Source organism: Lacipirellulaceae bacterium (assembly GCA_040218535.1).
Classification (GTDB): Bacteria; Planctomycetota; Planctomycetia; order Pirellulales; family Lacipirellulaceae; genus Adhaeretor.
In genome coordinates this window covers 1,928,370-1,953,619 of record JAVJRG010000005.1, presented here as the reverse complement: position 1 = coordinate 1,953,619, position 25,250 = coordinate 1,928,370, and the positions used below count along the sequence as shown (strand labels likewise).

Genomic DNA, 25,250 nt, shown 5'->3' with positions numbered 1-25,250 from the left:
AAGAGAATCATTCCAGCTCCCCAGATGCCTCCGCCCTACCCTCTTCGTCCAATGAAACGCGAATCACATTCGGGCAACAACAGACGGGGCAGTCTTCAACGTATTCCTGCTCCGTCCCAGCGGTAATGTCGATGGGGACGACGATTTCCTCGCCGCAACTGTCGCAGGTGTAGGAGGCTTCGGGTTGCATGGGTGCGTTTTCGGCCTGAGGATTGGATATTTCAAGACGAACTGTGAACCTAGTCCTCTGGTCCACGGTCTATTCAGTGTGCTGCAGCAATTTTCCCAGAAAATCGCCAGATCGCTCTTGCCGTTTTCGGCTCGCCGGTGACTATAATGCTGCTACGGGTCGTGTGAACGCAACACGACGGGCTATCGGGCCGCTTGAGACGCTTGGCTGCGTCACAGGCCGCCGCAACAATGTTTTACGGAAGGAGGTGGTCAATTGAATTCTATCAATCATAGCCAAAGAGGTGGTGCAAACCGTTGACCTCCGGCGGGTTGTCCACGGTGACAGCCACCACCTGCTTTCGAGCGCCCGCTGAGGACGCTTCAGCTTCCGACGCCTGCACTCAAAGCAACCCTACGACAGCAGCCCGATTGCTCAACTTGAGTGATCGGGCTGCTTCTTTTTTAGTTCGTAGTTCCGCCTCTAGGCGGCTCTAAGGTTACGAGATCAGGTAATTCCTAGCCGCCTGAAGGCGGAACTACGAACGTCGGTTGTGCGATCTCGCGCTTCTGCTACGTTGATGCGCATGAGCGATCAACCCCCGACGGACCAAGCTGCTGACCAGGCCGCCACGGATGCCCAGCAAGATTTGCTTGAAGACAGCCTCGCCCTCGCATTTGCGGAGTACGATGCCGCCTTGGAGCAGGGAATTGTCCGCCCTGTTTTCATCCTGATCGATTGTGAAGATGAGATCGGCAAGCAAATCGTCGGTGGTTGGCTGGGCGAGTCCGTTGTCGAGGATGCGATCGCTACGGAGAAAGCTCAGCAATCAGATGACCAGCCGATGACAACCGTCTTTGGGACGGCCGTCTCTTGGGCGGACGCATCCCGGAGGATTCCCGAGCTGTTCCCCTATCTGTCAGCGGTCTTCGAGTTCGTCTCGATCGAGGACGGGTTCTTGGCCGTTTCCGTCACCGCCGGCGGGGCCTGTGCTTTGACCGTGCCGTTCGATGCTCGACCGGGCGAGGCGTAGCTCGCCGGCTAGTAGGGCCACATCTCGAAACGACTAAGCGCAATAAATCGAATCGGAAGCTCACGCATGACACGACAGCTCGCAAAAATCCCCGGTGATGGTATCGGCCCCGAAGTGGTTGCCGCGGCTATCGAAATCATCGAAGCGGCTGGCGTGCAGGCCGAGTGGACTGAACTTGCGGCGGGGCGTACCGCGCACGAGGAATTGGGCGACCCGTTACCCGAGGCGACGCTTGAAGGAGTTCGACAAGCCGAAGCGACTTTGAAAGGCCCCACGGCAACGGCCAAGGGAAAGGGCTTCCGTAGCGTCAACGTTGCGCTCCGGCAGCAGTTAGAATTGTTCGCCAACTATCGTCCTGCCAAGACAATGCCTGGCATCCCGAGTCGTTACGAAGATGTCGATCTAATCGTCATCCGCGAAAACACTGAAGGACTTTACAGCGGGCTTGAGCATGAAGTCGTCGACGGAGTGGTCGAGAGTCTCCGCATCATTACGCGAAAGGCATCCGAGCGGATTGCCCGATTCGCTTTCGAGACGGCCCAACGGCAAGATCGCAAGCGTGTGACCTGCGTGCACAAGGCGAACATTCTCAAACTGAGCGATGGCTTGTTTTTGGAGTCTTGCCAAGTGGTGTCCAAAGAGTTTCCGGAGATCGAATTCGACGACTGGATCGTCGACGCCGCGGCAATGCAGATGGTGCGAAACCCTCAGGCGTTCGACGTACTGGTGATGGAGAACTTGTTCGGAGATATTCTCTCCGACCTTTCCAGCGGCCTCGTCGGAGGGCTAGGTGTCACGCCGAGTGCCAACATCGGGGACGGGGTCGCGGTGTTCGAGGCCGTTCACGGCACAGCCCCAGATATCGCGGGGAAAGGTATTGCTAATCCTACGGCTTTGGTGCTGAGCGGAGTTCTCATGCTGCGTTATCTCGGGGAAAAAGAAGCTGCCGAGCGAATCGAGAAGGCCGTCGCTGCTGTTATTCTAGAAGGAAAAGCAATCACCGGCGATTTGGGCGGGAAGGCGAATACGGCTGAATATGTGGCTGCGGTGATTGAACAACTGTAGTTATAAGAAAAGTCTCTCTTTTTTCGCGTGAATATCAGCCGAAGCACGAGGCGCTACGACCTCCTCGGAAGACCCTCCTTTGGTCAATCGTTTTGTGCCAGAACCAGTTTGCTGTCTATAATAGATTGCTGGTCATAAGTTGCTTACCAGTCTTTGGTTCTGACACGTAAATCGAGTTCTTCGATGCCGAAATCTCAATCCTCTCAGACACGCCTTGGTTCGGTGTTTTCTGTTCGCTTTGCGTTTTGCGTACTCGCCGTAAGCTTGCTCTCAAGCAGTGTGAGCGTGGCCCAGCCTGTTGGAAGACGGGGTGGGCGACCTTCGCCTGAACAAATCGAAGAGATGAAAGCCAAGTATGCGGCTCAACAGGCGGCTAAGGCACAAGCGAACGCACAAGAGCAGAACAAGCCCAAGGATGAAGAGAAAAAACCTGATGACAAAAGCAAAGAGAAAAAGGATGAGGGCAAAAAAGAGGAAGAGTCTTCTGGGACCGTCTCTCGACCTAACAAGCCATCGAAGGATGCAGATCGCGATGAGCTAAAAGTCACCCCGGACAAGGATGGTTACGTGCAATTCAGCTTCAAAGGTCAACCTTGGCCGGACGTGTTGCAGTGGTACGCAGACGTCTCAGGTCTGAGCTTCAACTGGACAAAGCTCCCCGAAGGCTTTCTCAACCTCACGACGCAGCGTAAGTATAAGCTCAATGAAACGCGTGATCTGCTAAATAAGCATCTGCTGCTCCACGGCTACACAATCGTTGTTTCTGGCGACACGATGACCGCTGTCGAAGTGGCGAAGCTCGACCCGAGCTTGATTCCTCGTGTTGAAGCCGACGATCTCGAAGATCATCTTCCGCACGATATTGTCCGTGTACGGTTCGAGCTACCCAAGAATATGGAGCCTGAGCAGGCTGCCAACGATGTGAAAATTCTCACTAGCACGAATGCCAAGATTCAGCCGTTGCTGGCCACGAAGAGGCTGCATGTTATCGACACTGTAGCGAACCTACGTAATGTCCGCGATCTGATCTATGCCCAGCAAGCGGCCATTAAGGAAGACATCCGCCCGGTGCAGTTCATGATCAAGCACCGCCGGGCGGATTATGTCGCTGATCAGGTGATGATTGTCCTTGGGCTTGATCCGGCGTCACGTAAGACGCCACAGGAATTGCAGATCGAACAGCAACGGATGCAGCTTTACGCACAGATGATGAAGAAGGACCCCAATAAGGTTTCAAAAATGTTGAAATCAGACGGCCCAGAGGTTCACTTGGTTGTCAACCAGCGACGGAATTCGATCCTTGTGAATGCCGATCCGGCCACGTTGGACGTTATTCAACGGACGATTGATCAAGTGGATGTCCCCGATGACGGCGGAGAGGTGGTGTCCGGGAACGATCTGACGTTTGAGAAGTACCAAACCGCAACGGCGAGTACGGATTCTATTATCACGGCGCTGAAGGAAATCGGCGGTTTGCACCCGTTGACGCAACTTCAGAGTGACAAGAAAACGCGCACCATCTTCGCGACGGCAACCGCCAGCGATCACGCGAAAATACGAAAACTCATCGATCGTCTCGATGGCAGCGGACGCTCAGGCCATGTGATTTGGCTCAATCGACGGGTCGCCGCTGATCAAGTTGCGGGAACCATTCGCGCGTTAATGGTCGGTGAAGAGAAGAAAAGCAACAACAGCCGGCGCAGTCGCTACAGCTATTTCGGGTACTACGGCTACGGGGGCGATGACGAGGAAGCAGATCAGGGTGAGATGCGCATTCAGGCCGACATCGAGAACAATCGCCTTTTGCTCTGGGCGACGCAGGATGAGCATGACGAAGTGAAAACACTCCTGGAAGAGATCGGTGCCCTCACCAATCCTGAGGCAGGCAACCCGAACAAAGTGCGTGTGCTTGAGTCTCGTACCCCCGAGGAAACTGCGCGAATGTTAGAACGCCTCCAGAATGCCTGGAGCGGAAAGAACCCTCTGCAGATTCAAGGCTTGCCCTCCAAACCCGAATCGGAGGCTCCAAAGCAAGAATCGAAATCTAAGCCGAAAGAGCAAAAACGTGACAAACTCACGGACGATTCTCGACGAGTACGGGCTAGCTTTGTTCAGCTCCAGGAAATACAGCCCTCCGAAGAAGCAGAGCCGGTCCGCATTACCGTGACCCCGGATGGGCGGCTTGTCATCGCCTCTGAAGACTTGGCAGCCCTTGATCGCCTTGAAGACCTCTTGGAGCAACTTGAACCGCCTGCGCAGGATTTCAAGGTTTATCAACTGGAAAACTCCAGGGCGAGTCTCGTCGTCATCAACTTGGAAGAGTACTTTGATGAGGAGCTGAAAGGCCAGAAAGAGACTCGCTACGACTATTGGGGCGATTACGCGGGGACACGCGACAAGAACATGGGCCCAGCGACACTCGGTAAGAAACGCTTATTGCGGTTCATTTGGGATATTGATACCAACACAATCGTCGTGCAGAACGCCAGCCCAGCTCAGCTCGCAACGATTGACGAGTTGATGAAGATCTACGATCGACCAGTTGGCGAGGACTCGGTCTCTGCCCGTCGGACGGAGGCGATTCCAATCAAGTATTCTAACGCGACGGACATTGCCAACTCGATCAAAGACGTTTTTCGTGATCTGCTCAGCTCCAAGGACAAGGAGTTCCAAGGCAAAGAAGGTGGCGGGAAGACGCGGACCGAAACCTATTATCGCTTTTTTGGCGGGGGCGGTGATGGTGACAGCAAGAATAAAAAGTCAGCCCCCGTGAAAATGGCCTTTGAAGGAGCACTTTCGATTGGCGTCGACGAAATCTCCAACACGCTGATCATTTCCGCGCAGGAGCAGATGTTTGACACGGTGGTGACGATTGTCAAGCAACTCGATGAAAAGGCCAAGCCGACAACTGTTGTGCAAGTGCACGAAGTCCGCGGAGCCATCCCGTCAGAGAAACTGCAGAAGGCGCTGACCGCCGCGCTTGGCCAACCCTGGGCTGGCAACAAGCCGCCGGGAAGCCGCGACCAAGGCAAGGGGAACAAGCAGGACAACAAAAATGGTCAGCAGGACGGTGATAAGGGCAAGAAGAACAACTAGCTGCCAAGCCAATGCTCGATTGCTATTGCCCATGAGCTTTCCTTGCCTATTTTGCCAGACCCGAACAACCCCTACCTCATTCTGCTAGTATCGCCGCACCGCTAAAAATGCCGAATCGATAAGAAGAGTCGTCAGGAAGACGACAGGCGGCAACTTCTCTGCTCGTACCTATTAGCTACCTGCGAACGCAGGCGGGCGACGAGCAATCGAGTTTCAAGGGATGGAAACGAATGGCTAGCAGCAGATCACGGGGCGACCGTCGTCGCCGAGTGCTCACCGACGAAACGCGTTCTCAAAGTAGCAACTTGGCTACTTCTAGTTCTTCCGCGGATGATGCTGTAGAGACGCCACGCTACGGCGCTCAGGCGAATATCGAGAACCACCCCCAAGTCACCGATTACGTTCCACGGCAGCGTCGAAGCGTCATGCTAGTTTTGACGTTGCTCGTAGGCGTTACTGTCGGGGCTGCCTTTCTGATTCAAAAGTCGGAACTCGTAGCGAGCAAGTTGCCGGCGATTTCCGCTACCCAACTCACGCAGCAAGTCAGTGGCGGAGTTGTGTCTTGGCTTTCAGCTGCGCTGCTCCTGCTAACAACGTTCTACCTTCGCATCGTCTACATGCTGCGACGGCATCGGGTAGACGACGATCGCGGCCGCTACCGTGTTTGGTGGTGGGCTGCCGCGGCGACGGTGCTAATGAGTTTCAACGCCGTAGTGGGAATCAACAGCATGGCGGCTGATTCGCTGGCGAGCTTGACCGGCTGGTCCTTCACAGCGAGTGGTGCTGAATGGTGGATCATTCCTACGGTACTCTTCGGGTCGTGGATCGGTGTTCGCGTACTGCTAGAGATGCGTGAATCACGCTTAGCGTTCCTGGCAGGCATCACTGCGGTCGCGTGCTACGTTGCCAACTTCGCTGTTGCTCTCAGCTGGATGCCCAGCGTGTTAGCCGAGTGGAGCGTTGCTATCTCGGCAGTTCTGGCCGCGACGGGTCACATCTTCGCCTTTGGGGCAACAGCACTCTTCTCAAGGCACGTGGTCCTGGATGTTCAAGGTTTGATCGAAGCACCAATCAGAAAGTCGAAGGAATCCGCGCCGGCTGAGGCGGCAAGCGAAGTAGAACCTGAGACGATCAAGCTCTCCGAAACCAAGGCAGCCAGCGCTAATCAAGGACGCAAGGCGAAAGAGAAATCCAAGCCTGCCGCCAAGAAAGAAGAGTCAAGCGCAAGCCAATGGGTCGATGGCAGCGAGCCGGAAACCTACGAAGACGAGCGTCCGCGGAAACTCTCAAAAGCGGAACGAAAGCGTCTGAGAAAGCAGAAGGCAAACCGCCGGGCTGCTTAAGACCAGCAAGCTCGAGCCCTTTCCGCGCGAACGGCGGCAGCTTAAGTTGGTAGTTTTGACTGCCTACTTTCATTGGTGTTCTTGGATGAGTGTACGTACGCGTTTTGCCCCTAGCCCTACTGGTTTTCTGCACATCGGGGGGGTTCGCACAGCCCTGTTCAATTGGTTGTTCGCCAGGCAAAACGGCGGGCAGTTTTTATTGCGGGTCGACGATACGGACCAGCAACGCAACGTCGAGGAAGCGCTCGAGCCCATCTTGAACGGTTTTCGCTGGCTGGGACTTGATTGGGACGAAGGCCCCGAAGTTGGTGGCCAGTACGGCCCCTATTATCAATCGCAACGAAGCGATCTCTACTCAGACGCTGCTCAGAAACTGCTCGACGCAGGACACGCCTATCGTGATTTCGCGACCACTGAGGAAATACAAGACGAACGTGAAGCGGCTCAGCAATCTGGCGAAGCCTTTACTTACAGTCGAAAATGGATGGCTGAGACTCCAGAGCAGGTCTCTGCGTTCGAAGCTGAGGGCCGGCAGGGAGTTGTGCGTCTCAAAATGCCCCGCGAGGGCACACTCGTTATCGACGATCTGATTCGTGGCGAGGTTCGCTTTGATTGGTCCCGCGAGCAAGACCATGTTATCCAACGCGCTGATGGTTCTTGCTTGTATCATTTGGCGACCGTCGTCGATGACTCACTCATGCAAATCAGCCACGTAATCCGGGCCGAAGAGCACCTGTCGAACACGCCGCGCCAGGTGTTCATCGCACAGAGTTTGGGCTATGAGCTTCCGCAGTTCGCGCATCTTCCGTTCGTCGCGGAACCCGGCAGCAAGAATAAACTCAGCAAGCGGAAGCTGGACAAGTACCTCAAGAACCGTGACTTTGCCGCGCTCAACAAGCATGGCCAAGCGATTGCCGAACGGCTGGGACTGCCGACTGCTGCGGAAACTTTCAATCCTGTGATTGTCGACTTCTACGAGCAGATCGGCTTTTTGCCTGAGGCGGTGTTGAACTATCTGCTGCTTTTGGGATGGTCGCTCGATGGTGAGCGGGAAGAGTTCACGGTCGAGGAGATGGTCGAACTTTTCTCATTGGACCGCGTCAACAAAGCACCGGCGAGCTTCGATCCACAGAAGCTCATGGCGTTTCAAGATCGGGCCATGCAGCAATACGACTTGAAAAAGAAAACCGCTCAGTGCGTTGGGTTCCTCCAACAAGCGAAGCTTGTCGAAACCCCGCCCGACTGCTCGACCGGTCCCAAGGTGAGTGCCATCCTTTCCGCCGCAGGAGACCGAGTGAAAGTTGGTGGTGATATTCTCGACTATGGTGATTTCTTTACCCCGGACGACCAACTTGAGTACGAAGAGAAAGCCTTCCAAAAACGCATTGTAAAACCTGAGGAAGCGGTCCGCCTGCTCACGAAGTTTGCAGGAGTACTCGAGGGCGTCGAAGATTTCACTGCTGAGAATCTCGACAAGACATTAAAGGACTTCGTCGAGAGCGAAGGGATCAAGATTGGCCAGATCATTCACGCTTTACGAGTCGCCGTGACGGGCAAAGCCGTCGGATTCGGCGTTTTTGAGACACTGGAGATTCTCGGCCGCGAGTCTTGTTTGGCGCGTATCCAGCGGGCGATCACACAGGCCGCCTAGTTAGGATTGTGCTGGTTAGAGCGTTCTTGCCGATTTTCTCAGGCACTTCTGTGGGCATTCATTCTCGCTGCTCGCTTGCCAATTTGCTGTCTAGCACCGCGTGACGTACGGTTTTGCAGATCAACCCCTGCCTGCGTGACGTCCCCATGCTTTCATCCCCCGCTCCTACAGACTCGACAGCAACTGCAGAAACTCCTGCGCCCACGGTCGCTCCTCATCCCGAGGTTACTTCGCGAAAAGAGGCGACAGAGACTCGCGTTGCTGAGATTAGCTCCCTACTAAGTGCTTTAGAGAACGCAGCCGCCGAAAGCGGCCTGGCGGCACCCCCAAAGCCGCAGCAACCTGTCGAGGCAAACGACCATGAGAATAAGCTTGTCCAGGTGCGCCTTGGGATGGCGAGTGGTCTGTTTGCTGCCTTGAGGCATAAGCATCCTCAAAGCGCATCGCACTGCTTACGCGTGGCGTTGGGATGCAGTTCTTGGGCATTTTATAAGAAGCTCGATCCTGAAACCCATGACGTGGTCGAGCTTGCCGCATTGATGCACGATCTTGGCAAGATTGGGGTTCCCGACAGTATTCTGTTGAAGCCTGCACGTATATCGCCTGAAGAAACAGAAGTTGTACTTGAGCATCGCCGCGGCGGCATCGAAATTCTTGCCGCTTGCTGCAGTTCGCAACGCGTTCTCGACGCGGTGAAGTACTCAACCGCTTCCTTCGATGGCAAATCGGGCGATTTACCGCTTTCAGGAGAACAAATTTCCGTTGAAGCACGGATGATTGCCATTGTCGACGCCTTTGACGCGATGACGACCGATCACCTCTATCGCCAAGCGATGTCACGAGACCGGGCGATTGCTGAGTTGTTCGAAAATGCGGGATCGCAATTCGACCCCGTATTGGTCAAACAGTTTGTTGATCTTTTGGGTCAGCGACAGGACCTGCTGACAGAAAAAGTCGCTTCTCGATGGCTAGGAGAGCTGAACACGCACCCACAAGAGATGCCTTGGCAGCTTCGTCAGGCAGCTTCCGTACCGGCAGACATGGTTGTTCAGCCTGTGGCGGCTAAGCCACAAGCGGTTGCGAAGGGCTCGCTGTTTGAGCAGAAACTCATCGAAGCGATGCACGACGGCGTCATGTTCGTCGACGCACAGTTACGGATTCAACTTTGGAGCAAGGGTGCCGAGCGGCTCACCGGAGTGAGTAGCGGAGCCGCGCAAGGACGAATCTTCACGCCCGACTTGCTCGACATGTGCAATGCCGAGGGTCGCCGCGTTGGTGGTGATGCTTGCCCTGTTGCCCAAGCCGTGAAGACAAGTTCTCAGATCAGGCAGCGTTTGCAATTGCTCGGTCGTCAAGGGAAACACGTGGCCGTTGACCTCCACGCGGTACCGGTTCTCACCGATGGTGGAGCCCTGCAAGGTGCCACGGTCATGCTGCACGACGCTCAGCCTGAGGCTTCGCTCGAAGAGAAATGCGAAGCACTCCACGCTGAAGTGACCAAAGACCCGATGACCAAAGTGGCGAACCGGGCGGAGTTCGACCGGATGCAAGCCCTGTTCATCGAAGCTCATGAGCAGGCCGGCATGCCTTGTAGCCTGATCATGGTGGATATCGACCACTTCAAGAGCATCAACGATACCTACGGGCACCAGGCGGGCGACGAGGCAATCATCACGGTTGCCAACCTGTTGCAGTCGATGTGTCGCTCTGGCGATCTCGTTGCTCGTTATGGCGGTGAAGAGTTTGCCGTGCTATGTGCTGATTGCGGTAATGCAACTGCCGCGGCTCGTGCCGATCAGATACGTCGCAAGCTTGCCGAGATGCCGCACACTTCGCTAGGCAACAAGCGAATCACCGCCAGCTTTGGTGTTACTGAATTGCAAGCAGGTGATAACCCCGAAAGCATGCTCCGACGTTCGGATCGAGCGCTACTCATGGCCAAAGAACAGGGACGCAATCAAGTCGTCCAGTTGGGAAATGGTATGGAAGAGAAACCAGAGAAAAAGAAAAGGTGGTGGAACTTCGGCAGAAGGCGCGGCAAATCCGTGATTGACACCAAGCTCACTAGCATGGTGCCCATCGACATTGCCATCGAGAAGCTGCGCGGCTTCGTCTCCGACCACCAAGCGAAAGTTCTCAAGACAAAAGAAAATCGTGTTGAGATGGAAATCACCAGCGAGTCCGTCTCACACCATCGGCGTAACGGTGATCGTGAGATTCGGTTTATCGTCGAGATTGAGTTCTCCGAAGAGCACTTCGAGAAGGCCAACGGAGCCGGCTTCGGAAAAGGCAAGCAAGTGCGAACTCGCGCCGATGTAAAAGTTAGCCCCAAGCGGGGACGCAACCGCCGGAAAGCGGAAACTGCCGAGCGTGCTCGACTGCTTATGCAAAGTCTGAAGGCTTACCTGATGGCCCGTGAAGATGACGGCACACCAGAGGATGAGCCACGACGGTTCGAGCCCACGGTTGTGTGATCGCGGGGCGAGTCCCGTGACGGAATTTAGAAAACAGTAAGTAGTTGACGTTAAGTTTCTTCCCACCCTTTAATCGAGTCATTAGACTCACCCTGCCCCACCATGAATGCCCCATCCCCGCAACGCACCCGCGAGAGCGTCTCGCAGGGTCGCCCGTCCTCTCATGGCCCTATTCTCGGACCTAACACAGTAGACGCCGCGTTTGAAGACCAGAGCTTCATCGCTCCCATCGACGAATCGCAATCCGTGTCGGCACTTGGCGCGAAAGCCAGTGATCCAAGCCCTCTGCTAGGCAACTTCGCTAAGCAACTCACTGCTTTGAAGGAGCAAGAGGCAAGGCTCCGCGAGTTGCTTCGCACCTCTCGCAAGGCATAGAGCGAACTCGCTGAAGTACGAGTGAGCCGATTGCGTCCACTCCTTGATTGCGGTAGGTTGGATGAACTCGGCGGGGAAGGAATCGAAGGACAAGGTCATTCTTGACTGCTCCGGTAAGATCCGTTCGAGCCCGCCTAGAATGCGTGTTTCCCACGTGGAGCACGTTCTCATGCAACCACACGCAATATCTTGAAGGAGTTTCTGCGATGGCCTATACACTCCCCGATCTACCTTACGCGAAGGACGCACTTGAGCCGCACATCGATGCCCAAACCATGGAAATCCACCATGACAAGCATCATGCCGGCTACGTCACGAAAGTCAACGCGGCATTAGAGGGAACAGGTCTGGATCACTCAATCGAAGACCTTTGCCGCAATCTCGACAAGGTTCCTGAGGACAAGCGTGGAGCCGTCCGCAACAATGGCGGCGGACACGCAAATCACTCGCTCTTTTGGAGCGTCATGAGCCCCGATGGCGGTGGCAAGCCTGTTGGCGAGCTTGGTGAAGCGATCGATAACGAGCTGGGCGGCTACGATGACTTCAAAGAGAAGTTCTCCCAGGCCGCAGCAACGCGATTTGGCAGCGGCTGGGCTTGGCTCTCCGTGGACGGTGCAGGCAAGCTAGTCGTCGAAAGCACCCCGAATCAGGATAATCCCCTGATGGCAGGGAATACGCCCATCTTGGGCATCGATGTGTGGGAGCACGCTTACTACCTCAAGTATCAGAATAAGCGCCCTGACTACATCGAAGCCTTCTTCAATGTCATTGATTGGAAAGCTGTGAACGAGCGCTATCAAGCTGCCAAGTCGTAGTCGCAAACAGCGTTGGTGCTATCAGGTAAATCGACGAGTCCCCAGCCGACATGCGTTGGCTGGGGACTTTCTGCTTGCTCCGCGGCGTCTTGCAAAGTGGTTGTCGCGGGATGCTAGCATCGGCTGTGGCAGCTGGTAGTGCTAGCGGTTTGTGGCGTAGGCGATTTCACAGTGCGGTTGACGCTTTGCGGCAGGCTTTACTATTCTTCCGCCGCTATCAGTTGGGAGGCATTTCCCGCACTATCGGAATACTTTTACTAATGTGTACGCCGGCTGGCGCCGAACTAGCGAAATAAGTAGAAGGATTTCCGATTGCCCGTTGCTCCAAGATGGCAGGAAGCCGTCGCAATCGGCGCAGAACACATCAATCTAAGTCTAGGCATGGAAGCCATGAAGAAGACATCTGTTGCATTGCTTATACTGTTCAGTGGATCAAGCCTCGTCGGCTGTAAGTCAGTGCCCTCGATGGCGTGGTGGAAGTCAGGCAAGGCGGAAGAGACCTCGGTGGTGTCACACTCCGCACCTACCCTACCCTCGGACGTTGCCAAGGAGGCTGGTCAGCTAGCCGCTTCTAGTGACGATCTTGTGGGCGGGCCCGCACCTTTCACGCCGACAGCTCCTACCACGGCTGCCGCCATGCAAGAGATGGTCACTCAGTCCCCGGCAAGCAACGCCACCACCACACCGGCTGTGACACCCGCACCTCGAACCTACGCATCGACGGGTGCCCCTAGCTACAGCGCTTCACAAGTTGCAGCGGCTACGGCCCCTGCAGCTCCAGCTGAGCAGCAGAATTCCAGTCTCGGCACCGTGAGCAGTCCTTACAATCCAAACGTAATGCCAGCATCTGTGGCGGCAAGCAGCCCCGCGACTCCTGCGAGCACCTCTCCGACAACGGCTTACGATCGCTATGCCACTGCAGCATCCAATGCTGTCCAGAACGCCACAACAAGTGTCCAAGACACGATGCAGACGAAACATGACTCTGCCTCAGCAACCGTCGCAGCGGTTGGCGAAAAGGCAACTGCCGTGATTGGTGCTACGACGGCTGCTGAACCACCTGCCTATCAGCCAAGCGGTCGTTACGCTACGACAACAGCTCCTGCACAGACGGTCGCTTCACAAGCACCGACCACGCCTCATACGGTAACGACAGCCGCGCCTTCTGAGGCTCCTCGCTATGGTGGAACTGTCGCGGCGAGCACGAGTCCTGCGGTGACAACACCAACTGCAGTAACACCCGCTGCGACTACCCCTACGAATATCGCAGCGACCACTGCTTCAAGTGCGACTGCTGAGTACCGCCCTGGAGGCACCAGCAGTTACCCCACGAACGTCCAGGTGGCAACTCGTCCTTCGGCTCAGTCGACGAGTACCACAGGGGCAGGGACTTCTGCAGAAGCGACCTATGATGCGGGCGGAACGAGCAGCACGCCCTCGACTAGTAGGTACTAGAGAGACGATTTAAGTGTATCCAACGGAAAGGCCTCGCAGATGGCTTATCTGCGAGGCCTTTTTCTGTGAGTTTGTTAATAACGGTCTGGCAAATGCCCTTGAGCGTTACCAGCCCATCACCATGTTGGATTCGACAACTTTGCGCGCTTGCTCAAGATCGACGCCTGTTTCGTGCATGTAAAGACGAACGGCGTGGATTTTGTCGCCGCCTGCCTTCGATAAACAATCGCGGGCTGTATGACACGGATCGAGTTCGCCGCTGATGCCTAATGCACCTTTGGAGATCACCCAGGTATCACGCGGGCGCTTCGTGAGTCGAAGCACCGTGTCAGTCGGATAGGCATCGACGACAACTGCCGAAGCATCATCGCTATCCTTGGCCCACGTGATGATAATATGACTGTCTGTTTCTACCTCAAATAACGGCATGGCAAATCTCCCTGACACGTGATTCGGGAATTATCGAAAAGATCGTGCGTTACCAACGGCCGACCGTCAGTACAGCGACAGCGAATCCATCCAGCTGCTAAGTAACGCCTGACACCCCGCATCCTAAGCGATTATCGCCAACTGCGTCAATTAGGTGCGAGATAAGCCGTAAAACGGAACAAACCGAAGCGATCTTGCTCAACTGGTGGCAGCCTCAGATGGCTCTTCCGCAGCAGTTTCATTCCTTTGAGCATTGTCAAGAGTTGACTCGGTCCCAGGAGCGTTCGCTCGCCTTAGCATCCCGTTGGCGTGCTGGTACAAGCACGATTCACCGGTGGCACGGGCGCTGTATAGCGCGGAATCTGCACGCGAGAGAAGGCGTTCGGAATCGTCAACTGAGATCGTCTCGACAACGCCACCCCAGACATCGGATCCTAGTGTATCGACTGCTTTCGCAAGGAACCGTTGCGAGAAGATTAGCCCTCCCGCTAACGTCGTCTGCGGCATGACGACAGCGAACTCGTCAGTACTATAGCGTGCGACGAAATCCGTGCCGCGGACACTTTCGGCAAGCATCTTTGCAAACGGAACGACGGCGCAATCCTCGTCGTGTGATTCAATGCTGAACAAAGCCAGCGCGAAATGTCCTTGGTTGCTTTCTTCGGTGGGGTTGAACATTGAGAACAGCACGTCGAGTTGTTCTTGCAAAGCACGCCGGTTATGGACTCCAGTTTCCGCGTCGGTCCGCGAGCCGGCAAAGGTCATCAACTGGGCCGATTGTTTTCGTAGCTGATCGTAGGCAAGTGAGAGATTCGTCGTGAGTCGCAAGGTAGGGCCCAAGATGGCTTCTGCTTCCTGACCCAAGGTTTGCCAAGCCTCCTCATTCTCTTCGCTTTGCAACTGCTTCATCCGCTGCTGAAAGTCAGCGATGTTGGAATGATGGCTGGCGAGTTCCTTACGAATATTGAGCGTAACATCCTGTAGTTCGGTGGCGATTTGCTTCGCTCGACTTACTTCAATATGTAGCGAGCCTTCCGCTTGACCGTGGTGGGCCTTCTTCTGGCGACGCGTTCTGCTGCCGAACAGATAGCCAACCGTAGCAATCGCCGCAAAAGCAGCGGCCTCGGCAAGCAACGCATCAGAGAAACTCAAGTCTCGTAGAAGTGAAAACATAGTCCTACCCCAAGGCGGCACGTCGGCCAAAGTCGCAGAGAGAATTGCAAGAAACCAAGCTTCGCTTAGCAGCGGTCTTTGTTACTGAAGCCGCGCATGCAAAGAAAGCCAAAGCCGGAAGTCACGCCGAGCAAGATGAACCACTCTTCAAGGTTGAGCGTCGTGACCCAAGACCAGCCGCCAGAGATGGCGTCGCCTATGAATTGACCGATCATGTCAAAGTACTGCATTGTCTCATTCCTGCTACCTAATGTCGGGGATCCGATCAGTCCAGCAACGGGATGGCGGTCGATCGGTCGGAAAAGAGCGAAACTCTGGGCTCTCCGCCAAATTTCGCTCCTTAACAAGAATAGGGCGCAAAGGACTGTCTCGTTGTCTCTGCGGGCAGACCAATTATGACGGATGTGCTCTCTCTCGATGAGTTCGCTGTTCAACCGATAGAATCATCACAAAACGACCGCGAGACGCTGGAGCGTTCGCACAGAACCGGGTACCATGTCTAGTAGCCGTAACAATGCGTAACGAGCGTCCTTCAAGAGTTGAGTGACGGTCGAAAGACGCCTGCCCCAGCGGCTCCCAGCAAGTGAAGAACACCTCAGGACAGAATTCTAAGCTTCGCCGGCAGATTGCCTGGCAGGCAGCTCAGTTACTCTACGATCGCCAGGAATCTGAGTACTACCAGGCCAAGATGAAGGCCGCTCGGCGAATCTTCCAAGGCTGGGTAAAGCCCGCTGACTTGCCGAGCAATGCCGAGATTCGCGATCAGGTGCAATTGCTCACTCGTCTCTACGAGCGCGAGAGCCGCGAAGAGAAGCTCTTCGCCATGCGCCTAGCAGCACTTGAGATGATGCGACGTCTCGAAGCGTTCAGGCCCAAGCTGATCGGTAGCGTACTAACGGGGCATGTCCGGCATGGGTCAGATATCGACCTGCACGTCTTTTCGCACACGGTCGAAGCGGTTACTCATGCACTAGACGCTGAAAACTTTCACTACGACGTAGAGCGAAAGCAGGTCCGCAAGCAGGGTGAGGTTCAGATTTTCGTTCACGTCCATCTGTTCCACCAGTTTCCGTTTGAATTGACAGTCTACTCGCCGGAGAAAGTTAGCTACGGGTTTAAGAGTTCGATCACGGGCAAGGCGATCGATCGAGCGACGCTGCCAGAGCTCAGGATGTTTCTTTCCCAAGAATATCCCGACTGCAACCTGGAGGAAGTTGTCTCCGAGATGGCGGAAGGCATCGACCGTTTCCAAGTGTTTGAAGCCTTGCTGCTCCCCTGCGAGAACGTCAAGCAGCCAGTTCAATGGCATCCTGAAGGGGACGTGCTTTATCACAGCCTGCAGGTATTCGATCTTGCCTGTAAGGAACTTCCCTACGATGAGGAGTTCCTGACTGCGGCTCTCCTGCACGATGTCGGCAAATCGATTGACCCGCAAGACCACGTCGTTGCGGGAATGGAAGTAATCTCTGAGCATGTGACCGATCGAACGCTCTGGCTCGTCGAACACCACATGCTAGCTCACAAAGTCTACGACGGAACTATTGGCAAACGAGCTCGTCGCCGACTTACAGATGCGGAAGATTTCGAAGAACTCATGCTGCTGGAAAAATGCGATCGATTGGGACGATTGCCAGGAGCAGAGACGAGTACCCTAGAAGAGGCACTCGATTACCTCCGCGAGCTAGCAAGCATGTGCGGCTAGTCTGAGCGAATAGGAACCCATTTCGCCGCGGTGCTTGCACCGCGATTAAGGAACTCTTTTCTATCGATTAACAACGAGAGCGAACCACCCAGCACGAGCTTGCGTACCTCTTGAAGCAACTGCCCTTTTCTCTCTGCTACTTGGAGCCTCGAAGCATGGATGTGCCTCCCAAGGATCTTCATCGAATCGAGCGGGATGAGATCAAAATCGCCGCGAAATTTGTCACTTCATTAACCGCAGCGCTATTTCTGTTGCCTCCAGGCGGATTGCTCTGGCGACCTGGGGCGGCAGCGACTGTAGGCGGATGGTTTGTCGATGCGTTGCTTGCGGTTGTTAGCTAGCAGTGGTCGCGGCTTATTTACTTGCGACGAAGGCTCATTGTGGACAGCAAGGCGATTAAGGCGACGCCGAGACTACTCGGCTCGGGGACTTGCTGCACACTAGCAGGAGCACTTGGGTCCGTGCCGTATTGTGTTTGCCAGATCGCTAGGTCATCTCCATTCACGGATTGATCGCTGTTGGCGTCCCCATTAGCCAACGAGTCGCCACTTCCAAACCCCGCCTGCCAGGTGAGCAAGTCGAGGGCGTCTACCAAGCCACTTTCGTTGAAGTCGGCATTTTCAGCGACGGCGACGACTTCTCCAACCAATTCAAGCGACAGACTCCCAAGGGACATGCCCCCTGGCAGATCTTCGTCAGAGAAGTTCAAGGTGTAAGTGGCCCCAAAGAGTCCTTCTGAACTCGTATCAATCGAGGCGGTAAAATCACTCGACTGCCCAGCTTCCAATGCGTTAACTTCGCCAAAGGTTGTCAGATCGGTTGTCAGGATAGCCGTATCGCCTGTGCTGGAAATCGAATCAAGCTCCAGCCCTGCAGTAAAACTGAGCGTCGATTCTAAGTTGAAGAGGCTGAAACCAAGTTCGGAGACAGGAGTACCTTGTTCAACCTGACCAAAGTCGAGTGTCAAAGAGCTTTCAACGCCTGAGCCCATGAAGGAAGGCGTCGCATGGTCCAAGACATCCAGCGTGACGTTGAATACATCGTTGCCATCGTTTGCACCCCGCCCTGCCCCGCCCCCCGTGGTGACATCCAAATTGTTGATCGTTACGGTTCCGCTACGCTGCCCAGCAGTGGAGGTCGAGGTATTGAGCCCCACACTAAAACCCTCTGAATCAGTTCCGCCTGTCCGCATCGCGTTGTACCGGCCCGAAAGTGTACTGGTCGCGGCACCCGCAGTTGTGACCTCATAGTAGGTGCCGTCGTTTCCTAGTTTGTCGATTGTTACCATTTGATCCGAAGGGACCGGGGCACCTGTGAGCACGCGCCCCAAGCTGACATTGGATGAGCTGGCACCATTGGCGTTGTTGAAGGCATCAATCGTGATCCGACTATCATTACTTTGATCAACGAATACACTCCAGACGTACTCGGGTCGATCAACGTAAGCGTTTCGATTATTTGTGTGGTAACTCGGGTTCAATGACGAACTATAAATCGCATGGTTGCGGCGTCGCTCGAATTCATCGGGAGGATCAAGAAAGTGGTAGGCAACCAATGATGAAAGATCGCCCATCTGGTTACTGCCAGGTTGACCTTCGACGAGAGTCAGGCCCGTGTAACGGGTTGCCGAGTAGAACAGAGAGCGAGCGATGTCGCCCTTGTCAGTGTCGCCTGGGAAGTAATAGCTGCCATTGGTGCGGTGATTTCCTGTTGTATTGTCGAGGCCGAAAGGGTCGTTGCCTCGATTGGAATTGATCGAGGGAATCGCCGGGCGAAGTGAGTGCGGATCCCCTAGGTTGCCCCTCGAACTGTTACTCGCACTTCCCGGCTGCAGACTCTGAGGCCAAACATGCTCGCGATTCCACGGCAGCGAGCCGCCGGGGTTCCACTGGTTCGTAACCGACGAACGATCGTAAACGGTCAATATCCGAGAAGAGTTATTGGGGTCACGATCAGTAATCGCGGCTGAGAAACGAAAGTCACCGTAAGAGCGCTCGATGTGCCCGCTCGACATGATTGAGCGGAGCTGATTCTTCAGCGTCGAGCCCGTGCCGGTAGCACTATTGTAGTAGTTGCCAGGCGGATCGAATTGCGCTGCCGACGGGCTCGCAAACCAGCCCAGGGAACCGCATATGACTAATAGAACGGATAGACTGCGACGCATCTAAGTTTCGAATGAAAAAGCCAGGGCCAACAAGATTGAGACAATCCTGCATTTTAGACAGAACTCGCGGACAGGTCTCGCCTGCGGCAACGGAAAGTACAAAACTTGCCAAAAACCGCCAGAAGAGCGGCTGAAACGAGGAAAGCACGCCCGGCAGGATTCGAACCTGCGACCTGCGGATTAGAAGTCCGCTGCTCTATCCAGCTAAGCTACGGGCGCATGAAAAAGACCTCAACCATCATAGTCGCCGAGAACCACTACGGGAAAGGTCTCTAGTCAGAGGTGATTTTTACGAGAGGGGTTTGGGGTCAACGAATGACACGGACCTCAGCATTCATTGTTTCGCCGCTGAGCTTGCTCCGCGCTAAAACATGAAGAAATGACAACTTCAAGCCAAGGGTCGGCAACCCGCAAACGATTGGCTATCATGGGCACTCGGCTCAGTCTGAGTAGCTTGGTGGCTCTATTCATGATTTCATCGTTCCGGTGGGGTACTCGTTGGTGATTCTTAGCACGAAATCTTTATGTCCCTTCCTAACTCTCTTGGTTTTGGCTTCGTTGGAGCATAAATCGCTTGCTGCGGAGCTTCATGAGGAGCAAGACGGTCGCCTCGAAGTCGAGGCTGAAAATTTTGAGTCGCAAACGCACGCCAAGGTTCGCCGTTGGGAGCTAACCAACAAGCAGATGACCCCCACGGCAGTCTCTGATAGTGATCCAAATCATGCGGAAAAAGCCAGCGGCGGAGCCTATCTGGAACTCTTGCCCGACACCCGACGCAATCACGGTGAGAAACTGATCCCCGGGGAAAACTTCTCTAATGAGCCCGGCAAGGTAGGTGTTCTCAACTACAAAGTCCGCATCAAAACTCCCGGGAAGTATTACGTCTGGGTGCGGGCGTACTCGACCGGGAGCGAAGACAACGGCATCCACGTCGGGCTAGATGGAAAGTGGCCCGAGAGCGGGCGACGGATGCAATGGTGTGTCGGCAAGAATCAGTGGTTCTGGGAAAGCCGTCAGCGGACGGCCAAACAGCACTGTGGAGTGCCTCACCAGATTTTTCTGAACATCGAGAAACCTGGCGAACACACCGTGTCTTTCTCGATGCGCGAGGACGGCTTCGAATTCGATAAGTGGCTGATGACCACCGACCGCGACTTCAAGCCAAAGGGTTATGACGAAGTCTACAAGAAGGCCAACGCCGCCTGGAAAGCAAAGCAAGCCGCCAAACCCAAGCCGCCACTCGTGCTGCCAAGAAAGGCCGACGGAACGGGTGAGATCACACTAACTGAGGGCGCCCACCTTCCATGGCACCGACTCTCGCTAACGCTAGACGGACCATATGCCCACGAAAAAGATCATCAACCGAATCCCTTCCTCGACTATCGAATGACGGTACGCTTCACCCACGAATCCGGCAGCCCCAGCTACGAAGTGCCCGGCTACTTCGCAGCAGATGGAAACGCAGCGGAGACTTCATCCGAGTCCGGCACCAAGTGGCGAGCCGACTTCCGCTCCGACAAACCAGGCAAATGGAACTACATAGTTTCCTTCGTCAAAGAAAAACAAGTGGCCGTCGAGCTTCAGCTCGCCGGAACCCCGGTTTCCCCCTTTGATGGGAAGCGAGGTAGTTTCATGGTTGCCCAAGCCAAGCAGAGCCCAACAGGCTTTCTGACAGAAGGCCGCCTTCAATACGTCGGCAAACGCTGCCTCCAGTTCACGGGAAGTAAGCAGTATTTCTTCAAAGTAGGAGCCGACTCGCCGGAGACGTTACTCGCCTACAAGGATTTCGACGGTACTATCGCACGCAAGAAAAAAGTGCCACTAAAAACCTGGGGGCCTCATCTCCAGGATTGGAAATCCGGCGACCCAGCCTGGCAAAATGGCAAAGGGAAAGGACTAATCGGGGCGCTGAATTATCTGGCTGAGCAAGGCGTGAATTCCATCTCGTTCATTCCTTACAACGCCGGCGGCGATGGCGACAACGTCTGGCCGATGATCTCGCCCGACGAGAAGTTGCACTACGACTGTTCGAAGCTCGATCAGTGGCAGATCGTCTTCGACCATGCCCAGGCGAAGGGCTTGTTCTTGCACTTCAAGACGCAAGAGACTGAGAACGATGACCACAAAGTTGGCCACCCAGGTAATCCAGGGCATGCGCCCGCAGCCCTTGACGGCGGGGAACTCGGCGTCGAGCGAAAGCTCTACTATCGGGAATTGATCGCTCGATTCGGCTATCAACTCGCCTTGAATTGGAATCTCGGAGAGGAGAATACTCAAACTCCGAGAGTGCAACGTGAAATGGCGGCGTTCATCAAAGAACTCGATCCGTACGATCACCACGTAGTCATTCACAGTTACCCTGATCAACAGGATAAGGTTTATCCCCCGCTATTGGGCGATCAGTCAGAGTTAACCGGCGCTTCGCTGCAAAACCATTGGGACCAAGCTCATCGCCGCACCGTTCAGTGGATCGAAGCGTCAAAGAAAGCGGGTAAGATGTGGGTCGTGTGCAACGATGAGCAAGGTCCTGCCGATGGCGGCGTGCCGCCTGATCCCGGCTATAAGGGCTTTTCGGGAAAAGCTAAAGAGAAGCAGCGCGAGTACGATCTGCACGACATCCGCAAGCACACCCTTTGGGGAACTTTGATGGCGGGTGGAGCGGGGGTCGAGTATTACTTCGGCTACAAGCTGCCTGAGAACGATCTCGGTTGCCAGGACTTCCGTAGCCGTGAGCAGTCGTGGAAGTACGGGAAGATCGCTGTCGATTTCTTCAAAAGCTTTAGCCGAGATGTGATCATTGAAGAAATGCGTTGTCACGATGATTTGGTCGCTAACACTAAGCACGACAACAGCCGCTACTGCCTAGCGAAGCCTGGCAAACTCTATCTCATTTATTTGCCTAATGGGGGTGAGACAGAACTTGATCTGGCAAAGCATGAAGGCCAGTTTACATTGGATTGGTTCGATCCACGCAATGGTAAGCAACTAAGGGGTGAAGTACGAGAACTTACTGGGGGCAAGAAGGTCAGGCTTAGTATGCCTCCTTCCGATCCTGGCGAAGATTGGTTAGCGATCCTACACAAAGTAGACGACTAGCTGCTCGTCACTTCTAAAAAAAACTCCAAATCTCAGCAGGTAGTACTCAATGGCAAAACGACCCCTCGGAAACACCGGCCTCGAAGTCCCCGCGCTCGTTTTCGGAACCAGCGGTCTGGGCAACCTCTACACCGCGATGACCGTTGAGCAGAAGACGGCCATCGTTGGTGAGTTGCTCAAGCAAATCGAATCACCTGCAGTCCTTGATTCCGCTGGCAAATACGGTGCTGGCCTCGCGCTCGAATCCATCGGCAACGCGCTTCGCGAATTAAAGGTCGATCCGAACGATGTTGTCATCAGCAACAAGCTCGCTTGGAAGCGTGTGCCGTTGACCACGCCCGAACCGACTTTCGAGCCTGGAGCTTGGGTGGATTTGGAACATGATGCCGAGCAGCACATTAGCTACCAAGGCATTCTTGATTGCTGGGAGCAAGGCAACCAACTGCTTGGCGAGCCCTACACTTCGCAGTTGGTCTCGGTGCACGACCCGGACGAGTATTTCGCTGCCGCGACTTCCGCTGAAGACCGCGAAAAGCGATTTCAAGATGTTGTCGATGCCTACCGTGCCCTCAACGAATTGAAGGATCAAGGCAAAGCCGCCGCCGTGGGAATCGGGGCGAAGGACTGGCGGGTGATCCAAGAAATCGACGCCGCTGTGAAGCTCGACTGGGTCATGATCGCTAACAGTCTCACGATCATGCGCCACCCGCCAGAGTTGCTTGCGTTTCTCGATTCGCTTGCCGCGAAAGGCGTGGGGATCATCAATTCGGCCGTTTTCCATGGCGGTTTCTTGGTCGGCGGAACGCATTTCGACTATCGTCTTGTCACTGAAGAAACCGAGGGTGACCGCAAACTGTTGGACTACCGCAAGCGATTGAACGCCCTCTGCGACAAGCACGGTATCAAGCCGGCACTTGCCTGTGTTCAGTTCGCGATGTCACCACCGGGCGTCGCGTCGCTGGCCGTTAGCACATCAAGCCCATCAAGAATCGCGGACAACATCGCGCTCGTTGAAACTTTGGTTCCGAATGATTTCTGGTCGGAAGCCAAGGACGCGGGGCTTATCGACAGCGAGTATCAGCATCTTTGAAAGATCACCACAAAGAGCACTAAGAACACAAAGAGACTTCGGGACAGGATAACTGGATAGGCTGGATTCACAGGATTTTTCTCGGCAAGAAATAATGGCTTTCATGAATGCGAAAAGCTGTGTATGCATAGTTTCTATTCCTGTTGATCCTGCTCATCCCGTTATCCGGTCGATCCTTTGTGCCCTTCGTGTGCTTTGTGGTTTACAATAGTTGTATGAGTAAGTTGTTACTTTGATCGATTTCTTTTCTTGACAACGCATGTCGTCGATACACTCTGAACCGCCTGACGCAGCATCGCAACTTGCTCCGCCGGTATTTGTTTATCATCATCGACAGCGCATCCTTGCCACTGTCCTTAACACCACGCTGGATATCGGACGCCAGCGCGAGGGTGAACCCGACGCCGCTGTTCGAGTCGACCATACCGACGGAGCACGGGTTATCGTCACCCCGATCGACGACGTCGAGGTCTCGCGCTCGCACGTCGCTCTCATCCCTGATGGCGAAACCTCCGTCACCGTGAAGAATCTCAGCGGTTCCCTGCCTGTTCGTATCTCTCCCCACACGACACTGCAGCCGGGGGAAACCGCCGCCGCTGCGATTCCGGTGCTTGTGCAATTTGGCGAGTATGCGGTGCGCGTCGATCCGCCCGAGGACGAGGACGCACTCGACCTGGAAGGCTTGCCGGAACGCACCGTCGCCCCCGGTAAGCGTGCTTCGACTGCGGAAGTCACGTTGCTCACCGAAGGGGCGACCCTCAATGAAGAGTCGCTGCTTCGCTGGTTGGAGACTGTCCTCGGCGTCTTCCAGAGTGCCGCCAACTCGCGAGACTTTCCTGAGCAAGCGGCACAGGCAGTTGTCCGCATCGTACAGCTCGATACAGCCGCGATGATTCGCTTCACGGAGGACCGTTGGTTCATTGAGGCGATGCACTCGACCGATTCCGAAGCTTCCGATTCCACTTGGGCACCAAGTCAAACCTTGTTGTCGAAGGTGAGGACGGAAAAACGAACATTTCGTCATGTCCCCAACATGGGTTCGGATACTCCGCGCAGCTTGCAGGACGTAACGGCGTTGGTCGCAGCTCCTATCCTCGACGGAGATGGTAACGTCATTGGCGCTCTGTACGGAGACCGTCGCGGCACCTCATCGAGCGGCGGGGTTCCTGATATCAATCCGTTCGAAGCGAAGCTCGTCGAACTGCTGGCGACAGGCATTGCAGCAGGACTCGCTCGGCTAAAAGAGGAACAAGCCGCTCTAGCCGCCCGCGTGCAATTCGAGCAGTTCTTCACGCCGCAACTGGCTGAACAACTCGAGCGAGACCCTAATTTGCTTGAAGGTCGTGATGCTGATGTGACGGTACTCTTTGCGGACATTCGCGGCTTCAGTCGTATCAGCGAGCGACTAGGTCCCGAAAAAACAATGGCATTGATTCAGGACGCTATGGGTTCACTTAGCGAATGTGTCAAAGCTCACGACGGCGTACTCGTCGACTACATAGGCGACGAACTGATGGCCATGTGGGGCGCTCCCGTCTCACAGCCCAATCACGCCACGCTTGCCTGTCGAGCTGCGCGTCAGATGGGAGAGTCTCTAGGCGAGGTGAGTGAAAGGTGGCGCACAATCCTCGGAGAAGATGTTGAGATTGGGATTGGGCTAAACTCTGGTATTGCCCGGGTCGGCAATACGGGCTCACGTCATAGATTGAAGTACGGTCCGCTCGGTGGCGTGGTGAATATCGCCAGTCGAGTTCAGGGGGCGACGAAATACCTCGGCGCTGACTGTTTAGTGACCGCTTCAACGCTCGAATCACTCCCTGAGAGCCTCTCGGCACGTCGCTTAGGTCGAGTGAGCGTGGTGAACATCCAGGAGCCCATCGACCTGTACCAGCTCGTTTCTCATCCTCCGGAAGATTGGAAAAAGCGCTGCGATAGCCACGAGCAGGCGCTCACCGCTTTGGAAGAAGAGAACATCGATGAAGCCATGGCGAGAGTCAACGTCCTGGCGCTCGACTATCCCGAGGATCGTGCCGTGGCGTCTCTAGCACGCCGCGTTGGAGAAGCCGCCCGGCCTGGGCAGCATGGCAATACCAGTATCTGGACGTTGCCCGGCAAATAGG

General features: G+C 55.1%; 19 protein-coding genes and 1 tRNA gene. 14 read left to right on the top strand and 6 right to left on the bottom strand.

Annotated elements, in window-relative coordinates; genetic code table 11:
• Positions 1 to 7: 7 nt before the first annotated feature.
• Positions 8 to 190, bottom strand: a complete 183-nt coding sequence (locus RIB44_07975; GenBank protein ID MEQ8616516.1) for a CPXCG motif-containing cysteine-rich protein — start codon at positions 188 to 190, stop codon at positions 8 to 10.
• Positions 191 to 755: 565 nt separating this feature from the next.
• Between RIB44_07975 and RIB44_07970 the strand changes: the two genes are divergently transcribed.
• The 9 genes from RIB44_07970 (at position 756) to RIB44_07930 (ending at position 13,476) form a co-directional block, all read left to right on the top strand.
• On the top strand, positions 756 to 1,202 hold the full coding sequence (locus tag RIB44_07970) for a hypothetical protein (GenBank protein ID MEQ8616515.1): 447 nt from the start codon (positions 756 to 758) through the stop codon (positions 1,200 to 1,202).
• Positions 1,203 to 1,268: 66 nt separating this feature from the next.
• Positions 1,269 to 2,267, top strand: a complete 999-nt coding sequence (locus RIB44_07965) for an isocitrate/isopropylmalate dehydrogenase family protein (GenBank protein ID MEQ8616514.1) — start codon at positions 1,269 to 1,271, stop codon at positions 2,265 to 2,267.
• Positions 2,268 to 2,450: 183 nt separating this feature from the next.
• Positions 2,451 to 5,363, top strand: a complete 2,913-nt coding sequence (locus RIB44_07960) for a secretin N-terminal domain-containing protein (GenBank protein ID MEQ8616513.1) — start codon at positions 2,451 to 2,453, stop codon at positions 5,361 to 5,363.
• Between the two features lie 230 nt (positions 5,364 to 5,593).
• Positions 5,594 to 6,706 carry a hypothetical protein gene (locus tag RIB44_07955; GenBank protein ID MEQ8616512.1) on the top strand — a complete coding sequence of 371 codons (1,113 nt, stop codon included), beginning with the start codon at positions 5,594 to 5,596 and terminating at the stop codon, positions 6,704 to 6,706.
• A gap of 85 nt (positions 6,707 to 6,791) precedes the next feature.
• On the top strand, positions 6,792 to 8,357 hold the full coding sequence (gene gltX, locus RIB44_07950; protein ID MEQ8616511.1) for a glutamate--tRNA ligase: 1,566 nt from the start codon (positions 6,792 to 6,794) through the stop codon (positions 8,355 to 8,357).
• Between the two features lie 146 nt (positions 8,358 to 8,503).
• Positions 8,504 to 10,831, top strand: a complete 2,328-nt coding sequence (locus tag RIB44_07945; GenBank protein MEQ8616510.1) for a diguanylate cyclase — start codon at positions 8,504 to 8,506, stop codon at positions 10,829 to 10,831.
• A gap of 102 nt (positions 10,832 to 10,933) precedes the next feature.
• On the top strand, positions 10,934 to 11,206 hold the full coding sequence (locus tag RIB44_07940) for a hypothetical protein (GenBank protein ID MEQ8616509.1): 273 nt from the start codon (positions 10,934 to 10,936) through the stop codon (positions 11,204 to 11,206).
• A gap of 206 nt (positions 11,207 to 11,412) precedes the next feature.
• Positions 11,413 to 12,021 (top strand): superoxide dismutase, encoded by a 609-nt coding sequence (locus RIB44_07935; protein ID MEQ8616508.1) that lies wholly within the window; start codon positions 11,413 to 11,415, stop codon positions 12,019 to 12,021.
• A 390-nt stretch (positions 12,022 to 12,411) separates the two neighbouring features.
• A complete protein-coding gene (locus tag RIB44_07930) occupies positions 12,412 to 13,476 on the top strand; it encodes a hypothetical protein (protein MEQ8616507.1) in 1,065 nt (354 codons plus the stop codon).
• 105 nt (positions 13,477 to 13,581) lie between these two features.
• Here RIB44_07930 and RIB44_07925 read toward each other — a convergent pair whose 3' ends face one another.
• The 3 genes from RIB44_07925 to RIB44_07915 all read right to left on the bottom strand — a co-directional run bounded on the left by RIB44_07925 (position 13,582) and on the right by RIB44_07915 (position 15,308).
• On the bottom strand, positions 13,582 to 13,905 hold the full coding sequence (locus RIB44_07925) for a hypothetical protein (GenBank protein ID MEQ8616506.1): 324 nt from the start codon (positions 13,903 to 13,905) through the stop codon (positions 13,582 to 13,584).
• A gap of 198 nt (positions 13,906 to 14,103) precedes the next feature.
• On the bottom strand, positions 14,104 to 15,078 hold the full coding sequence (locus tag RIB44_07920) for a GGDEF domain-containing protein (GenBank protein MEQ8616505.1): 975 nt from the start codon (positions 15,076 to 15,078) through the stop codon (positions 14,104 to 14,106).
• Between the two features lie 65 nt (positions 15,079 to 15,143).
• The gene (locus tag RIB44_07915) at positions 15,144 to 15,308 is read right to left on the bottom strand and encodes a hypothetical protein (GenBank protein ID MEQ8616504.1); all 165 of its coding nucleotides are present in this window, start codon (positions 15,306 to 15,308) and stop codon (positions 15,144 to 15,146) included.
• Positions 15,309 to 15,661: 353 nt separating this feature from the next.
• On the opposite strand from RIB44_07915, the gene RIB44_07910 reads away from it, so the two are divergent.
• On the top strand, positions 15,662 to 16,780 hold the full coding sequence (locus tag RIB44_07910; GenBank protein MEQ8616503.1) for an HD domain-containing protein: 1,119 nt from the start codon (positions 15,662 to 15,664) through the stop codon (positions 16,778 to 16,780).
• Positions 16,781 to 16,935: 155 nt separating this feature from the next.
• Positions 16,936 to 17,121 carry a hypothetical protein gene (locus RIB44_07905; protein MEQ8616502.1) on the top strand — a complete coding sequence of 62 codons (186 nt, stop codon included), beginning with the start codon at positions 16,936 to 16,938 and terminating at the stop codon, positions 17,119 to 17,121.
• 17 nt (positions 17,122 to 17,138) lie between these two features.
• Here RIB44_07905 and RIB44_07900 read toward each other — a convergent pair whose 3' ends face one another.
• Entirely contained in the window at positions 17,139 to 18,944 is a 1,806-nt protein-coding gene (locus RIB44_07900) for an endonuclease (GenBank protein MEQ8616501.1), read from the bottom strand.
• Positions 18,945 to 19,089: 145 nt separating this feature from the next.
• Positions 19,090 to 19,163 (bottom strand) — tRNA-Arg (locus tag RIB44_07895).
• A 330-nt stretch (positions 19,164 to 19,493) separates the two neighbouring features.
• On the opposite strand from RIB44_07895, the gene RIB44_07890 reads away from it, so the two are divergent.
• The 3 genes from RIB44_07890 (at position 19,494) to RIB44_07880 (ending at position 25,249) form a co-directional block, all read left to right on the top strand.
• Positions 19,494 to 22,040 (top strand): DUF5060 domain-containing protein, encoded by a 2,547-nt coding sequence (locus RIB44_07890; protein MEQ8616500.1) that lies wholly within the window; start codon positions 19,494 to 19,496, stop codon positions 22,038 to 22,040.
• 49 nt (positions 22,041 to 22,089) lie between these two features.
• Complete coding sequence (locus RIB44_07885) at positions 22,090 to 23,130, top strand: aldo/keto reductase (GenBank protein MEQ8616499.1); 1,041 nt, start codon at positions 22,090 to 22,092, stop codon at positions 23,128 to 23,130.
• A gap of 259 nt (positions 23,131 to 23,389) precedes the next feature.
• Entirely contained in the window at positions 23,390 to 25,249 is a 1,860-nt protein-coding gene (locus RIB44_07880; protein MEQ8616498.1) for an adenylate/guanylate cyclase domain-containing protein, read from the top strand.
• Position 25,250 lies beyond the last annotated feature (1 nt).

Excerpts from the sequence above, each read along its gene's own strand:
- RIB44_07975 (MEQ8616516.1), bottom strand. The coding sequence starts at position 190 with ATGCAACCCGAAGCCTCCTACACCTGCGACAGTTGCGGCGAGGAAATC.
- RIB44_07970 (MEQ8616515.1), top strand. The coding sequence starts at position 756 with ATGAGCGATCAACCCCCGACGGACCAAGCTGCTGACCAGGCCGCCACG.
- RIB44_07965 (MEQ8616514.1), top strand. The coding sequence starts at position 1,269 with ATGACACGACAGCTCGCAAAAATCCCCGGTGATGGTATCGGCCCCGAA.
- RIB44_07960 (MEQ8616513.1), top strand. The coding sequence starts at position 2,451 with ATGCCGAAATCTCAATCCTCTCAGACACGCCTTGGTTCGGTGTTTTCT.
- RIB44_07955 (MEQ8616512.1), top strand. The coding sequence starts at position 5,594 with ATGGCTAGCAGCAGATCACGGGGCGACCGTCGTCGCCGAGTGCTCACC.
- gltX (MEQ8616511.1), top strand. The coding sequence starts at position 6,792 with ATGAGTGTACGTACGCGTTTTGCCCCTAGCCCTACTGGTTTTCTGCAC.
- RIB44_07945 (MEQ8616510.1), top strand. The coding sequence starts at position 8,504 with ATGCTTTCATCCCCCGCTCCTACAGACTCGACAGCAACTGCAGAAACT.
- RIB44_07940 (MEQ8616509.1), top strand. The coding sequence starts at position 10,934 with ATGAATGCCCCATCCCCGCAACGCACCCGCGAGAGCGTCTCGCAGGGT.
- RIB44_07935 (MEQ8616508.1), top strand. The coding sequence starts at position 11,413 with ATGGCCTATACACTCCCCGATCTACCTTACGCGAAGGACGCACTTGAG.
- RIB44_07930 (MEQ8616507.1), top strand. The coding sequence starts at position 12,412 with ATGAAGAAGACATCTGTTGCATTGCTTATACTGTTCAGTGGATCAAGC.
- RIB44_07925 (MEQ8616506.1), bottom strand. The coding sequence starts at position 13,905 with ATGCCGTTATTTGAGGTAGAAACAGACAGTCATATTATCATCACGTGG.
- RIB44_07920 (MEQ8616505.1), bottom strand. The coding sequence starts at position 15,078 with ATGTTTTCACTTCTACGAGACTTGAGTTTCTCTGATGCGTTGCTTGCC.
- RIB44_07915 (MEQ8616504.1), bottom strand. The coding sequence starts at position 15,308 with ATGCAGTACTTTGACATGATCGGTCAATTCATAGGCGACGCCATCTCT.
- RIB44_07905 (MEQ8616502.1), top strand. The coding sequence starts at position 16,936 with ATGGATGTGCCTCCCAAGGATCTTCATCGAATCGAGCGGGATGAGATC.
- RIB44_07900 (MEQ8616501.1), bottom strand. The coding sequence starts at position 18,944 with ATGCGTCGCAGTCTATCCGTTCTATTAGTCATATGCGGTTCCCTGGGC.
- RIB44_07885 (MEQ8616499.1), top strand. The coding sequence starts at position 22,090 with ATGGCAAAACGACCCCTCGGAAACACCGGCCTCGAAGTCCCCGCGCTC.
- RIB44_07880 (MEQ8616498.1), top strand. The coding sequence starts at position 23,390 with ATGTCGTCGATACACTCTGAACCGCCTGACGCAGCATCGCAACTTGCT.